12 protein-coding genes and 1 pseudogene are annotated in these 14714 nt (G+C 67.4%); 6 read left to right on the top strand and 7 right to left on the bottom strand.

What is annotated here, in order from left to right; translation table 11 throughout:
• Positions 1-77: 77 nt before the first annotated feature.
• From mfd to NM2_RS51695, 4 genes and pseudogenes are all read left to right on the top strand, one after another.
• The gene (mfd, locus tag NM2_RS18940; protein ID WP_067670386.1) at positions 78-3743 is read left to right on the top strand and encodes a transcription-repair coupling factor; all 3666 of its coding nucleotides are present in this window, start codon (positions 78-80) and stop codon (positions 3741-3743) included.
• On the top strand, positions 3740-4483 hold the full coding sequence (locus NM2_RS18935; protein ID WP_084531245.1) for a nucleoside triphosphate pyrophosphohydrolase: 744 nt from the start codon (positions 3740-3742) through the stop codon (positions 4481-4483). Before mfd ends, NM2_RS18935 begins: the two co-directional genes overlap by 4 nt.
• 46 nt (positions 4484-4529) lie before the next feature.
• Positions 4530-4748, top strand: a pseudogene (locus NM2_RS18930) (DUF433 domain-containing protein); the annotation flags it as partial.
• 7 nt (positions 4749-4755) lie between these two features.
• Complete coding sequence (locus tag NM2_RS51695; RefSeq protein WP_067670383.1) at positions 4756-5013, top strand: hypothetical protein; 258 nt, start codon at positions 4756-4758, stop codon at positions 5011-5013.
• A 168-nt stretch (positions 5014-5181) separates the two neighbouring features.
• Here NM2_RS51695 and NM2_RS18920 read toward each other — a convergent pair whose 3' ends face one another.
• Positions 5182-6132, bottom strand: coding sequence for an AraC family transcriptional regulator (locus NM2_RS18920; RefSeq protein ID WP_067670381.1), 951 nt, complete (start codon positions 6130-6132; stop codon positions 5182-5184).
• A gap of 102 nt (positions 6133-6234) precedes the next feature.
• Between NM2_RS18920 and NM2_RS18915 the strand changes: the two genes are divergently transcribed.
• On the top strand, positions 6235-7146 hold the full coding sequence (locus NM2_RS18915; RefSeq protein ID WP_067670379.1) for an MBL fold metallo-hydrolase: 912 nt from the start codon (positions 6235-6237) through the stop codon (positions 7144-7146).
• A gap of 289 nt (positions 7147-7435) precedes the next feature.
• Here NM2_RS18915 and NM2_RS18910 read toward each other — a convergent pair whose 3' ends face one another.
• The 3 genes from NM2_RS18910 to NM2_RS18900 are packed head-to-tail and all read right to left on the bottom strand — an operon-like array spanning position 7436 to position 8726.
• A complete protein-coding gene (locus tag NM2_RS18910) occupies positions 7436-7954 on the bottom strand; it encodes an SLOG cluster 4 domain-containing protein (protein ID WP_067670377.1) in 519 nt (172 codons plus the stop codon).
• A 2-nt stretch (positions 7955-7956) separates the two neighbouring features.
• A complete protein-coding gene (locus NM2_RS18905) occupies positions 7957-8253 on the bottom strand; it encodes an MTH1187 family thiamine-binding protein (protein WP_067670375.1) in 297 nt (98 codons plus the stop codon).
• Positions 8250-8726 carry a pyridoxamine 5'-phosphate oxidase family protein gene (locus NM2_RS18900; RefSeq protein ID WP_067670373.1) on the bottom strand — a complete coding sequence of 159 codons (477 nt, stop codon included), beginning with the start codon at positions 8724-8726 and terminating at the stop codon, positions 8250-8252. Before NM2_RS18900 ends, NM2_RS18905 begins: the two co-directional genes overlap by 4 nt.
• A 648-nt stretch (positions 8727-9374) precedes the next feature.
• Between NM2_RS18900 and NM2_RS18895 the strand changes: the two genes are divergently transcribed.
• On the top strand, positions 9375-10829 hold the full coding sequence (locus NM2_RS18895) for a stealth family protein (RefSeq protein ID WP_067670548.1): 1455 nt from the start codon (positions 9375-9377) through the stop codon (positions 10827-10829).
• A 210-nt stretch (positions 10830-11039) separates the two neighbouring features.
• On the opposite strand, the gene NM2_RS18890 is transcribed toward NM2_RS18895, so the two are convergent.
• The 3 genes from NM2_RS18890 to NM2_RS18880 all read right to left on the bottom strand — a co-directional run bounded on the left by NM2_RS18890 (position 11040) and on the right by NM2_RS18880 (position 14686).
• A complete protein-coding gene (locus NM2_RS18890; protein ID WP_169816194.1) occupies positions 11040-11990 on the bottom strand; it encodes a phosphodiesterase in 951 nt (316 codons plus the stop codon).
• 142 nt (positions 11991-12132) lie between these two features.
• Positions 12133-13536, bottom strand: a complete 1404-nt coding sequence (locus NM2_RS18885; RefSeq protein ID WP_067670371.1) for an MATE family efflux transporter — start codon at positions 13534-13536, stop codon at positions 12133-12135.
• 118 nt (positions 13537-13654) lie between these two features.
• A complete protein-coding gene (locus tag NM2_RS18880; RefSeq protein ID WP_067670370.1) occupies positions 13655-14686 on the bottom strand; it encodes a PLP-dependent cysteine synthase family protein in 1032 nt (343 codons plus the stop codon).
• Positions 14687-14714: the final 28 nt, after the last annotated feature.

Raw genomic sequence — 14714 nt, 5'->3', positions numbered from 1 at the left:
GGGCGGGGAGCTGTCGGGGGTGGTGATTAGACTCGGTTGGCCGCCGTCTGATGCCCATTTGCGCCAGGAGTCTGTTCATGTCCACCCAACGCCCACCTCTTGCGGGACTGGCCGCGGTGGCCGGTACCGATACTGCGCTTGCCGAGGTCAGGGGGTTGGTCGGGCAATCGCCGGTGCAGTTGGTGGCGCCGTCTGCGGTGCGGCCGTTCGTGGCCGCGACGTTGGCGGGGGAGCGGCCGTTGGTCGTGGTCACCGCTACCGGGCGGGAGGCCGATGATCTGACCGTCGAGTTGGCGGAGATCGCGGGTTCGGGTGTGGCGTTGTTCCCGTCGTGGGAGACATTGCCGCACGAGCGCCTCTCGCCCAGCGCGGACACCGTGGGGCGGCGATTGCAGGTGCTGCGGCGGTTGGCGCTGGATTACGGCATCGCGAAGCGATCCGATGAGGGGCGGGGGTCGGGCGACGGGTGGGCGGATCCATACGTCGAGCCGCTGCGGATCGTGGTGACCACGGTGCGGTCGCTGATGCAGCCGATGGCCTCGGGACTGGGGGATATCGAGCCGGTGGTGCTGCGTGTCGGCGCGGAATTCGAATTGGACGAATTGTCCGCTCGGCTGGTCGAATTCGCGTACGAGCGGGTCGACATGGTCGGCAAGCGCGGTGAGTTCGCGGTGCGCGGCGGCATTCTGGACATCTTCCCGCCGACCGCGGATCATCCTGTGCGCGTGGAGTTCTGGGGCGATGAGATCAGCGAGCTGCGGCCGTTCTCGGTCGCCGATCAGCGCTCGCTCAGCGATGTCGCGGTGGAAGTGGTTGTCGCGCAACCGTGTCGCGAGCTGCTGCTCACCGAGGATCTGCGCGCTCGCGCGGCAGAGGTCGCCGCCGACAACGCCGCCGACGCCGCACTGGTGGAGATGCTGGACAAACTCGCCCAGGGCATCGCCGTGGAGGGTATGGAGGCGCTGCTGCCGGTGTTGCGCCCGCAGGGCCTGGAACTGCTCACCGACGTCCTGCCCGACGGAACCCATGTGCTGCTGTGCGATCCGGAGAAGATCCGCACCCGCGCCGCCGATCTGGTGCGCACCGGCCAGGAATTCCTGGAGGCGTCCTGGACGGCCGCCTCGTTCGGCGCGTCGGCCCCGCTCGGCGCGCACGGCCTGGACCTGGCTGCCTCGGCCTACCGCGGCCTCGACGTCATCCACGCCGGCGCCGACGCTCGGGAACTGCCGTGGTGGACGCTGAGCCCGCTGTCCTCCGGCGATTCGGCCGAGGTCGTACTGCCCGTCCTGGCCGCACCGGCCGCACGCGGTTCCGAGGAACTCGTCGCGACGGTCTTCGCCTCGTTGCGCGCACATGTGAGCACCGGTGGCCGCGCGGTCATCGTGGTCGCCGGACACGGTACGGCACAACGCATTCTGGAACGTCTCGCCGACGCCGAGGTCCCCGCGGCGACGCTCGAGCCCGGTGCGGAACCGGTGCGCGGACTGGTCGGCGTGCTGTGCGGTTCACTGCACGACGGCGTGGTCTTCGAGGACGCGAAGCTGGTCGTCATCGCCGAATCGGATCTGACCGGCAACCGCGTCACCGCACCCGGCGAGGGCAAGAAGCTGCCCGCCCGTCGTCGCAACCAGGTCGATCCGCTGGCGCTGAACTCCGGCGATATGGTCGTGCACGATCAGCACGGCATCGGCCGTTTCGTGGAGATGATCGAGCGCACCGTCGGCGGCGCGCGCCGGGAGTACCTGGTCATCGAGTACGCGCCCGGTAAGCGCGGCCAGCCCGGCGACCGGCTGTTCGTGCCGATGGATTCGCTCGATCAGCTCTCGCGCTACGTCGGCGGCGAGATGCCGAGCCTGTCCAAACTCGGCGGTTCGGACTGGTCGAATACGAAACGCAAGGCGCGCAAGGCCGTTCGCGAGATCGCGACCGAACTCGTGCAGCTGTACGCCGCACGCCAAGCCGCCCCCGGACACGCCTTCGCCGCGGACAGCCCATGGCAGCAGGAGATGGAGGACGCGTTCGCGTTCACCGAGACGCACGATCAGCTCACCGCCATCGCCGAGGTCAAGTCCGATATGGAGAAGGCCGTCCCGATGGACCGGGTGATCTGCGGCGACGTCGGCTACGGCAAGACCGAGATCGCGGTGCGCGCGGCGTTCAAGGCCGTGCAGGACGGCAAACAGGTCGCGGTACTGGTGCCCACGACGCTGCTGGCCCAGCAGCATCTGCAGACCTTCGCCGAACGTGTCGCGGGTTTCCCGGTGACGGTGAAGGGCCTGTCCCGCTTCACCGATCCGGCCGAGTCGCGAGAAGTGCTGGAGGGCATGACGACCGGTGAGGTCGACATCGTCGTCGGCACGCATCGCCTGCTGCAGACCGGTGTGCGGTGGAAGGATCTGGGCCTGGTCATCATTGACGAGGAGCAGCGTTTCGGCGTCGAGCACAAGGAGCACATCAAGGCGCTGCGCACGCACGTGGACATGCTGACCATGTCCGCGACGCCGATTCCGCGCACCCTGGAGATGAGCCTGGCCGGTATCCGCGAGATGTCCACGATCCTCACCCCGCCCGAGGAACGTCATCCGATCCTGACCTACGTCGGCGGCTACAACGACAAGCAGGTCGCCGCCGCCATCCGCCGCGAGCTGCTGCGCGACGGCCAGGTGTTCTACGTGCACAACCGGGTGTCCTCGATCGACAAGGCGGCCAAGCGGATTCGCGATCTGGTGCCCGAGGCGCGGGTGGCCATCGCGCACGGTCAGATGAACGAGGACAACCTCGAGCGCACCGTGCAGGGCTTCTGGGAGCGCGAGACCGATGTGCTGGTGTGCACCACCATCATCGAGACCGGCCTGGACATCTCCAATGCCAACACGTTGATCGTGGAACGCGCTGACGCACTGGGTCTTTCGCAGCTGCACCAGTTGCGCGGCCGGGTCGGGCGCAGCCGCGAGCGCGGGTACGCGTACTTCCTGTATCCGCCGGAGAAGCCGCTCACCGAGACCGCCTACGACCGGCTGGCCACCATTTCGCAGAACTCCGATCTGGGCGCGGGTATGGCCGTGGCGATGAAGGATCTCGAAATCCGCGGCGCCGGAAACGTTCTGGGCGCGGAGCAGTCCGGACATGTCGCCGGTGTCGGATTCGATCTGTACGTGCGGCTGGTCGGCGAGGCCGTGGAGGCGTATCGCGCCGCCGCCGACGGCCGCCCGATCGTCACCGATGAGGAGGTCAAGGAGGTGCGCATCGATCTTCCGGTGGACGCGCACATCCCGCCCGACTACATCTCCAGCGATCGGCTGCGCCTCGAGGCGTATCGCAAACTCGCCGCGGCACAGGATGATGCGGCGCTGGCCACGGTGGTGGAGGAACTCGTCGACCGGTACGGCCCGCTGCCGGTGGAGGTGGGCCGCCTGGTGTCGGTGGCGAAACTGCGGCTGCTGTGCCGCGAGTACGGGCTCACCGAGGTCGGGGTCACCGGCACGACGCTCAAAATCTCCCCGATGCAGCTGCCCGATTCCAAGCAGCTGCGTCTCAAGCGCCTCTACCCCACGGCCACCTACCGCCCGACCACCGGCATCGTGCAGCTGGCGTTGCCGCGAGTGCAGGACAGCGTCGGCGCGGCCCGCGTGCGCGACGTGCAACTGCTCCAGTTCATCGCCGACATGCTGCTCGCCTTGGATGGAAAGCCTCAGGGCACAGTCGATTTGCACGTGGCAACCGAGGTGTCGACGGCGCGATGAGTGCTCCCGAGGCCGATGCGGCCGACCCGGCGCACACGGCCGATTCCGAACGGATCGCGCACGGCCTGACCGAGGCCGTCGAGGTGATGGACCGGCTCTGGAGTTTCGGCGGCTGGGAGGTCACCCAGACGCACGACTCCCTGCGCCCGTACCTGCTCGAGGAGACCTACGAGCTGCTCGACGCCATCCAGCAGGGCGACACCGGCACCGTCAAGGAGGAACTCGGCGATCTGCTCCTTCAGGTGCTGTTCCATTCCCGAATCGCCCAGGCCGCAGGCGAATTCACCGTCGACGACGTAGCCGCTGCCCTGGTCGCCAAGCTCGTGCACCGCAGTCCGCACCTGCGCGACGCACCGATCGATCCGTCGGCGACGGTCGAGGAGAAGATCGCCGCCCAGGAAAAGGCTTGGGAGGAAAGGAAATCCGCGGAGAAGTCCCGGCGCTCCTGCCTCGACGGCATAGCCATGGCCCAACCCGCCCTGGCCCTGGCCGAAAAGGTCCGCTCCCGCGGCGCCAAAGCGGGCCTGCCCGAAGACCTCGTCCCCGACCTGCTGCGCGTCATCCACCTCGGCGGCCCCGAGAGCGCCGAGGAACGCCTCCGCAAAGCAACCCTCACCTTCGCCACCGCCATCCGCACCGCCGAAGACACCGCCGAACAATCCCGCGGCAAGCGCACCGCACTCTCCCCAGACGACTGGCGCACCTTCTGGCCGACGGGTAACGACTCGTGCGCGCGATAGTCGGCGACATCTCCCGACTGCACCACATCGACTCCGACCCGAAGTCTGCCACGGCAAGCCGGTCGTGCGCGGACTGCGATATCCAGTCGAAATGCTGCTCGAGCTACCAGCTGCGGGGATGAGCATCGATGAGGTCTTGGAAGACTACCCGGACCTCGAGCGAGACGACCTGCTAGCCGCCCTCGAGTATGCCGCACTCGTCCTCGCTGATGGTCGAGGTTCAAAGGACCTAGCCGATGGCCTGATGCGGTCGGATCTGCGTTGATCCTGGCATGAGCGGCCCCGACAAGCATCGCGAACTTCGTCTGACCGCGGAGGAATTCGCCGACGGAAAGGCGGATGGTCTCGGCGGTATCGAGATCGTGCAGGGGCTGGTGGTTCGGCTGATGGCCCAGAGCCCGCTGCACAGTCGTGTCGTTCGGCGGCTGGCTGGAATGCTCGAAGCGGCGCGGCGTCCGGATCGACCATCGATGTCGATATCAACGACAAGCGCGTTCAGTATGCGACAGCGGGGATTCCGAGGTATCTGATCGTTCGGCTCGAGCAGAAGGAAGAGCGGATCGAGGAGATCGAGGAGTATCGGCTCGACTGGTCCGGGCGGCGGTATCTGGTGCATACCGTGCATCGGCGGGTGTTGTTGCTCGATGAGCCGGTGGAGGCGACCATTCCGTTCGATGCGTTGGAGCGGGCGTAGGCGGTTATTCGGCTGCGGCGAATGGTGTTGTGGGGGTGTGGGTTCGGGTGTGGGTGGTGCGGTAGCGGCCGGGGGAGAGGCCGAATTGTCTGGTGAAGGCGTGGGAGAAGGCGTAGGGGGTGGCGTAGCCGACCTGAGATGCGATGGCGGCCAACGGGTCTGCGGTGTCGCGGAGTAGGACGGCGGCGCGGGTCATCCGCCACCAGGTGAGGTATCCCATCGGGGGCTGGCCGACCAGGGCGGTGAATCGGCGGGCGAGGGTGGCGCGCGAGACGCCGGTCTCGGCGGCGAGGCGGTCCATGGTCCATGGGGTCGCGGGGTCGGTGTGCAGGGCGCGCAGGGCGGCGGCGGTGATCGGATCGGTCAGGGCGGCGGGCCACAGGCCGGTGCGGGATTCGGCCATCCAGGCGCGAATCATGTAGATCAGCAGCAGGTCGAGCAGGCCCGGGACCGCGATGCACGAGCCGGGGCCGCGCCGGTCCAGTTCGAGTCCGAGCAGATCGATCGCGGAGCGCAGTTCGATGCGATCACCGACGCGGGTCGGCAGATGGATCAGCTGCGGCAGTTCGGCGATGAGGGGGTGCTGCCCGCGGCGGTCGAGCCGGTACTTACCGCACAGAATCTCGAATTCTGCGGTCTCCGAGGATATTTCGGGCAGTCGCAGCGCGCTCCACCGTTCGAACGGGACGGCTCCGGCCGCGGCGCGTTCGTCGGCCGGATGGTCGGCCAGGACATGTTCGGTGCCGTGCGGCAGCAGCACCGCATCACCCGGACCGAGCAGGACCGGATCGCCCTCGGCGGGCAGCACCCAGCAACTGCCTCGCAGGACGATGTGGAAACCCGCGCCGTCGTAAGGGGCGAGGCGGGTGGACCAGCCGCGGTCCCGGGTGCGCAACCGGCTCGACGACGGCTGCCCCAGGCGCATGGCGGTGATCGCGTCACTGAGCACGTCCATGTGTCCATCATAGCGATAACGCTCATCTATGAGATGAATACGTATCCAGAGGAGCTGAACAAGCATTGATCGACTCGTCTCGGATTGAATAGCCTGAAACGTATGGAGAGTTCACAGAGCATCGTGCTGGGCGATGTCGAGATCTTCCGGGTCATCGAATGGCGAGGGCCGTTGATGCCCGGTCCGGACCTGCTGCCCGATACGACCGAGCGCACCTGGCGGGACAACGCCGAGTGGCTCGCACCGGACCACTGGGATCCCGGCACCGAACTGACCGTGGCCGCGGTCCAGACCTGGGTGTTGCGCAGCGGCGGCCGCACGATCCTGATCGATACCGGCGTCGGCAACGATCGAGAGCGACCCTCGCGGGAACTGTTCAACCGGCGGCACACCGACTTCCCCGATCGCCTGGAACGCGCCGGTGTGCGTCCGGAAGAGGTCGACATCGTGGTCAACACCCACCTGCACGGCGATCACGTCGGCTGGAATACGCACGATGTCCACGGCGAGTGGGCGCCGGCCTTCCCCAACGCGCGGTACCTGATTCCGGCCGCCGACGAGGCATACTTCGGCCCCGGCAACAACTACGCCAGCGGCCACCGCCCCGACGATCGACTCCTGTACGAGGACAGCATCGCCCCCGTCCATCGCGCGGGGCAGAGCGTCCTGTGGGAGGACTCCTACCGCATCGACGAGAACCTCACCCTCGAACCCGCCCCCGGCCACACTCCCGGCTCCTCGGTGGTCCGCCTGGCATCGGGCGCCGACCGCGCCGTCTTCGTCGGCGATATGGTGCACAGCCCCCTGCAGCTATTGAACCCGTCGTGCAGCAGCTGCCTGTGCCTGGATCCCCGCGAGGCCGCGATCACCCGCCGCCGAGTCGTCGAACGCGCCGCAGACGAAAGGGAATTGGTGATTCCCGCCCACCTCGGTGGCTCCGGAGCGGTCGAAGTCCGCCGCGCGGGAGGCGGTTTCGTGCTGGGCGAATGGGCGGCCATGAGCCAGCCACGCTGAATTCACCAGTGCGGCAAGCAGATATGTCTGCTCTGATTACGACGTCGCGATCATTCGCTGTCGAATGCGATGCTGAAGAAGAGAATTGGTGATTCCCGCTCACCTCGGTGGCTTCCGAAGATCGAATCCTCACTGTAGAAGACGGATTCGTCTCAGACGAAGGGCTGGCTACGATCTACCGGCCGAATCCTTCCGGAGTTCCGAAAGTGTGCCGAGTGTGGATTCAGGCCGTTCGTATCGTGCCTCATCGGTTCCGGAGAGGACCGATACGGGCGTGGTTCCGGTTGGGTCATCGGGAATTATCTTGGTGCGCTTGGCTTTCGGTCGCGGCGATCCGGGACAGCGCGTGCTGGACCGCCTGGGCGGGGGTGTGCGCGATGATCGAGGGATCGGGCACGGGTGCACCGGTGCTGTCGGAGACCTGCCATCCGCCGAGGGTGATCACGGGGACCGTGCCGCGACGGTGGGCCAGGGCGAATTCGGAAAGGGTGCCCCAGGAACCGCCGATGACGATCACCGCGTCGGCGGAGGAAACGAGGATGGCGTTGCGTGCCTCGCCCATATTCGTGCGAATCACCGCCGAAAGTCCGGCGCAGGCCGTGGCCGGATCGTCGTCGGGCCGGATACCGATGACCAGGCCCCCGGCCGCGCTCGCCCCCGCGGCCACCGCCGCCATCACGCCGTCACCGCCGCCGCACAACACCGTCACCCCGGCCTCGGCCAGCAGCGCACCGGCGATCCGCGCGTTCTCCGCCTCGGCCTCGGTGCATTCCCGCGGACCGCATACGGCGATCTGAACCGCGGGCACGACTACCCTTCGGCGAGATAACGCTCGACGCTGGCCACCTTCGAGGTGATCGCATCGCTCACCCCGGGCCGCACATCGGCCTTGATGACCAGGCTGCAGCGGGAGGACACGGCCATGACGGCGTCGGTGGCCTGTTTGATCACGGCCATGACCTCGTCCCACTCGCCCTCGACGGTGGTGTACATGGCGGTGGTCTCGTTGGGCAGGCCGCTGGCGCGCACGACGCGCACCGCCTCGGCGACCGCGCGCCCGACCTCCTCGCCGGACCCGATGGGTGTGATGGAGAAGGCGGCGATCATCGGCGAACCTCGGCCAGCGAACGTAAGGTCGCCACCCGGGATTCCAGATAGTGCAGCTCGGAATCGTCCAGCACCTTGCGCTGAATCCCGGTGGTTATGGCGAATGCGGACTGGTGGTGATCGTCGATCACGTCGACGTCGATGTCCACGGCCGTGTAATCCTGCGCGCCCGGCATCGGATCGGCCAGCACGTGCGCCCGGCCCCGCGCGCACAGCGCGACATTGCCGCCGCCGAGGATCAGCAGCGCCACCTCGGGACGCGCCCGCAACCGTGCCAGGGAACCGCGATCGGACTTGAGGCTCAACAGAATTCGGCGATCCCCGGCGCGCACCGGCCAGGAGACGGGAATGGCGTGCGGAGCCGGATCGGTCGTCACTAGAACCGCGATCGTGTCCAGCGGCCACTCCGGCAGGGTGTCCAGTTCGGGATGATCGGTCGAGGACTCGTGACGTTCTCGGGCTCCGGTTACCATCTCTGCTCACCTCACGGTCGGCTATGCGGCGGGCTGTGCCACAGTTGGTAGTGTAAGCCGTTGCGCCGCATGACCGCTGGCCGCGCACACTGTTCGTGATCGCGGTGCGCGCACGGTTGGTATGCCTATCCTCAAATGCGGGTGCGAGGTGTGTGCGCTCCGCTCGGCGACCGCCCGGTCGGGACGGTTTCGTTACCGCCGTGAAAAATGCGTTCGACCTGCGCGGGTATGGATTGACTAATCGGTCTTGTTCGTTGCATCATTCGTAACAGTTCCTCGTCCAGTCGAGGTCTCGAGAGTTACCGGCCGATGGCCGTCCGGTGAAGTTCGCCGGGTGGCGCCGCGCGTTGTGTATATGCGCGCTGTCGGCGATCGTCAGAGCAATCAGCGACGCTTCCGCGCGTCCGTCCGTGAGTGAGGTGAGAACTGATGGAATCGCGATTCACTCGCCATCGATTGTGGGCAGCCTTCCCGAACAGTCTCACCGCGGCGGGACGAATTCGGGTTCATCCCTAGCGCTCAACTGTTCTGCGAACCCTCCGCCGCGGTGGTGGAGGGCGATGTGTGTGTTTGTCGCCTCAGGGGTGTGGATGCCCGTATTCCGTCGGTTCGACGGCGCGGGCCGATGTGGAAAACAGGAGATCGGTGATGACGGAATTCGATACAGTGGACCCGACCGGGTGGGCCGAGGGCCCGAATGCGGTGCGCAATCTGTCGGTGTCGGCCGCGGTGATCGATGACTTGCGTTATCTGCGAAGTGAATTCGCCGCGGCAGAGGTGCCGTGCCTGCTGGTTCGGGATGCGGCGGGTCGGATGGTGCTGGCCGTGGACTCCACGTACCGCAAGGCATTGCGCCGGGTGCTGGGGGCGTCGATGATCGCCGGATTCTCCTGTAATGAGTTGCGCCGCAATGTGATCAGATTGGGCAGAGATGCGGATCCGGCGCATCACGTTGATATCGAACTTTGGGATCAGCACGGTGACACGGTCGAGTGTCCGCGTCCGAATGCGTTGACCCGCACCGTTTTCGACCTGGCCGACGTCACCCGCACCACGGTCCTGCTGTTCGACACCAGCTGGCCCACCCTCGACGGCATGTTCGCGCCGCATCCCAACGACGTCGGCTTCGACATCGATATCGTCTACTCGTGGGTGGACGGCGCCGATCCCGAATTCCGTGCTCGCCGTGCGGGAATGATGGCGCAGGTCGTCGTCGGCGAGGGTGATGCCGCCGACGCCCGGATCCGCCAGATCGACGAGTTGCGGTACGCGCTGCGCTCGGTGCACAAGAACGCGCCCTGGATCCGGCGCATCTTCATCGCCACCGATTCCGCCGTGCCGGGCTGGCTGGCGCAGGATCCGAAGGTGACGATCGTGCGTGCGGCGGACCACTTCTCGGACACCGCCGGGCTGCCGGTGTTCAATTCGCATGCCATCGAATCCCAGCTGCACCACATCGAGGGCCTGTCCGAACATTTCCTGTACTCCAACGACGATATGTTCTTCGCCCGTCCGATCCGGCCGTCGATGTTCTTCACCCCGGCCGGAATCAGCCGGTTCATCGAGGCGGGCACGCGAATCGGCCCGGGGGCCAACAACGAACGGCGCAGCGGATTCGAGAACGCGGCCCGGGTGAACCGGCAGCTGCTGGCCCGGCGATTCGGGCCGCTGATCACCCGGCATCTGGAACATACGCCGGTTCCGTTGCGCCGCAGCGTATTGCGCGAGATGGAGCGCGAGTTCGCCGCGGATTTCGACCGCACCCGGGCCAGCCGGTTCCGCGCGGCCACCGACATCTCGGTGACCAATTCGCTGTACCACTACTACGCCCTGTTCACCGGCCGCGCGGTACCGCAGGAGTCGGCAAAGATGCGCTACGTCGACACCACCAGCCACAGCGGCCTCGGCATGCTGGCACCCCTGTCCCGCCGACGCAATGTGGACTTCTTCTGCCTCAACGACGGCAGTTTCCCGGAGGTCGCCGAGGCCGAACGCGTCCGGGCGGTCTCGGAGTTCCTACAGGGCTATTTCCCCGAGCCCGCCCCGTGGGAACTCATCACCGACGACGACCCGCTCGCCGCCCTCGAACCCGGTGCGGCATAACCGGATTCGGATTCGAACGCCGATCCTCCCGGTCCGGCCGTTGACCTCCGCCGGCGGAACGTGCGCGATGCCCTCGGCTTCCAGAACACCGGCGCTCGCGCGGGCTGTGGCTCGCGCGAATTCGGATACCGAGTGTGCTCGTTTCCGGTCGCGGTTACTTCGAGGGCACTGCTCGGGCTCCGGCATCGCACCGCGTGCTCGATGCGGTGCTCAGGACACCGCTTCGCCGTTGGACTCGGGAGCTGCCACGCCGCCTGGCAGAACGTGCGGGATGCGCCCGGCTTCCGGGATGACGATGCCCGCCTCGTGCAACCGCCGCGCCGCCTCCTCGGGCGTGGCGGGTTGCCCGACGGTCGAACCGTGGTCGAGCGGGACCACCGAATGCACCACCGTGTCCGGATAGACGTGCACGTAGTTGAAACTCTGTGCCCCGTCGCGGCCGCGCTGCCCGCCGTCGGCGACGGCCAGATCCTGGCTGTAGCAGGCCGAGGACGCCACCGAGACCGGGATTCCGGCGAATGTCGCGGTGGTCGAGAAGTGCAGGTGTCCGGCGAGGATGGCGCGCACATCGGTGCCGCGCAGCTCGTCGGCGAGGCGGCGCTGGTCGCGCAGCTCCACCGCGACGGCTAGATCCTGGATGCACGGCACCGGCGGGTGATGCATGGCCACGATGCTGCCGAACGGCGCGGGCTCGGCCAGAACCGAACGCAGCCAAGCCAATTGGGTATCGGTGAGCTCACCGTAGTGTTCGCCCGGCACCGTCGTGTCCAGGACCACGATCCGCAGCCCGTCGACGACGTGCACCCGGTCCAGCGGTTCGGCCGAGCCGGACTCGTCGAGCAGCCGCTCGCGCAGTGCGGCCCGGTCGTCGTGATTCCCGGGCACCCACACCACGGGCGCGCCGAGCTGTTCGGCGAGCGGTTCGACCAGCGCGCGCAGCTGGTCGTAGGCGTCCGCCTCACCCTGATCGGTCAGATCGCCGGTGAAGACGATCGCCGCGGGTGTGATCCGGCTGGCCTCGGCTTGGGCGAGCAGCCCACGCAACCGTGCCACCGCGTCGACCGCCCCGTAGAGCGCGCCGTCACCGACCAGATGGGTGTCACTGAAATGGAACAGAATATGGTCCGGCCGCGGATATTCCGCGACTCTGCTGCTGGGCACCGGACTCCTCCCCGCGCTCGCTCGCCGTTCGTGACGGGCACTGTGTGGCTTCGTCCTCGTTGCCGAGAATAGCGAAACCCGCCGACTCCACAGTGCCCGCGGCCGATGACGACATGCTTACGCGCAGATGAAGGAGTCCGGCTCAGTTGTGCCCGGGCAGGCTACCGGCCAGCAGCCGCGGCTCGGCCTGCTCACGCGCGTCGAGGTGCGCGAAGTACCGGCGCAGCATCAATCCGGCGGTCGTCGCGAGACCGGCCGTCAGACCCCACCACACCCCGGCCGCACCCAGTCCGAGCGGGAAGGCGAGGATCAGCGCTGTGGGCAATCCCACAATCCAGTAGCCGATCAGTGACAGCCGGAATCCCGCCTTGGTGTCGGTCATGCCGCGCAGCAGACCGTTGCCGATGTTCTGCGCCGCATCGAAGAATTGCAGCACGATCGCGATCAGCAGCAGAGTGTGCGCGAGGTGGATGGTCCCGCGATCGTGGCTGGTCAGGAAGGGACGCAGCACGATGCTCGGCATGACCAGGTACAGCACGCCCACCAGCGCCGCGATCACCGCCGCATGCCGCAGCGCCAGCCAGGCCAGCGCGCGGGCGCGCCGGTACTCCTCCCGCGCCGCGGTCCGGCTGACCAGGATCGATGCGCCGTGCGAGAGCCCCACCGCCACTTGGAAAACGATGTACACCAGCTGATAGACGACATTGTGCGCGGCCAGCGCGGCCGGGCCCAGGGCGCCCATCACCAGGGCCAGCACCGAGAACAGGCCCGCCTCCGACCCGTAGGTCAGCGCGATCGGCGTGCCGAGGCGCAGCTCCGCCATGACGGTCGCCCGGCGCACCGGCCACGGCCGCAACGGCAGGGTCGTACCGAGTTCGGTGTCGTGGTGCACCATCAACCAGAACGCGACGAACATGAGCAGGAACACCAGCGAGGTGGCCACCCCCACGCCGGTCAGGCCCATTGCCGGAATACCGGCCCAGCCGTGCATGAAGGCGAGGGCCGCAACGAGATTCAACGCGACCGAGCCGAGCGTCACCAGCAGCAGCGCCTGCGGGCGCTGCATGCCGACGGTGTACTGCCGGATCACCTGGAACCACAGGCACGGCAGCAGTCCGGGCGCGAGCGCCACCATCATCGGCCGGGCCTGCGCGAGCACCGCCTCGTCCTGGCCGAGCCACTGCAGCGCCCAGCCCAGGCCGATGAGCACCAGCCCGCCCAGAATGCCCGCGACGGTCGAGATCAGCAGGCTTGCGCGGACCACCTCGCGGATCTCGTTGTCCGCCCGGGCATTTCGCTTCTCCGCCCGGCTGAGCGCGGTTGCGACCTGATTACCGGTCGCGGTGATCAGCCCGACGCACATGGTGCGGATCTGGTTGAACAGCACCAGCGCCAGCCCGCCGGCGGCGACCTGATCCACTCCGAGCGAGCCCATCAGCGCGATATTGGTGGTCGACACCGCGACCTGCGCCAGCTGTGTCATGGCGATCGGCGTGGCGAGGGCGGTCAGCTGCCGCCCGTCCGATCGCGCCGTCGTGTTGCTCATCGTGCCGCCCCATCGGTGAGAATTGCATTCTCACTTAGGTATACCTTACTTGGTGGAGTATTTGGAAACCTCCTTCTCGTTACGGTATCCGTCCGAGGCGGCGGGGTCGGTGGCGAGGTCATCGCGCACCCACCAGATCCTCCGTCGCGGCCGGTGCGTAGCGCGTCAGCAGTGTCAGCACCTCGGCCTCGGCCGACTCGTCGAGCAGGTCGCGTTCGGTCATCCACGCGTCGTCGAAGACCGTGTCCAGGTATTTCTCGCCGCCGTCGCACACGATGGTGACCACCGTGGAACCCGGCGGGAACTCCTCGAGCCGGGTCAGGGCGGCATGCACCGAACCGCCCGCCGAACCGCCGATCATCAGCCCGAGCTTGCGCGCGACGGCGCGGGCGGTGGCGAAGGCGGCCACGTCGGAGACCTTCAGGCCCTCGTCCAGCAGCGAATAGTCCACCGCGGTGCCGATCGTCGCGCCGGGCGGTGTGCCGGTTCCGGACTGCCAGTAAGGGCCACCCGGACCGCCGAAGGCGATCGACCCCTCCGGCTCGACGCCGATCACCCGCGCCGGGCGGCCCAACTCGCGCAGCCGCCGCGCGGTGCCGAACAGGGATCCGCCGGTGCCGACCGCCGACAGCAGGATGTCGACCCGTTCCAGGTCGCTCAGCAACTCGTCAGCGACCGCGTAGTAACCCAGGGCGTTGGCGTCGTTGTTGTGCTGTTCGGTGAAGTACGCGTCGGGCCGGGCAGCGGCCATCTCCTCGGCGAGGTCCTCCCGTGCCGAGGTCGCGAGGGCGTCGTCGCCGTCGTCGGCGACGTAGACGAGTTCGGTTCCCATGGCTTGCATCGCGCGCAGTTTGTCCTTGCAGGCGTGGTGGTCGACGACCGCGGTGAAACGATATCCGCGTTCGGCGGCAACCACGGCCAGTCCGAGTCCGGTGTTTCCGGATGTGGACTCGATGATATGCCCGCCATCATTCAGCAAACCCCGACGCTCCGCATCGAGAACCATTTCGCGGGCCATCCGGATTTTGGCCGCGCCGGTCGGGTTGAACTGCTCGAGCTTGAGTAACAGCCGTGTACCGGTCGTGGTCGCCGCCAGTTCGAACAGCGGCGTGTTGCCGATCAGGTCCGTCACACGCGTGACGAGCGGCATTCGGGTCTCCTCGGTCCAAGGGGGTGAA

The organism is Nocardia miyunensis NBRC 108239, from assembly GCF_001613065.1.
GTDB lineage: Bacteria > Actinomycetota > Actinomycetes > Mycobacteriales > Mycobacteriaceae > Nocardia > Nocardia miyunensis.
This window is presented reverse-complemented; position numbering and strand designations above follow the sequence as displayed.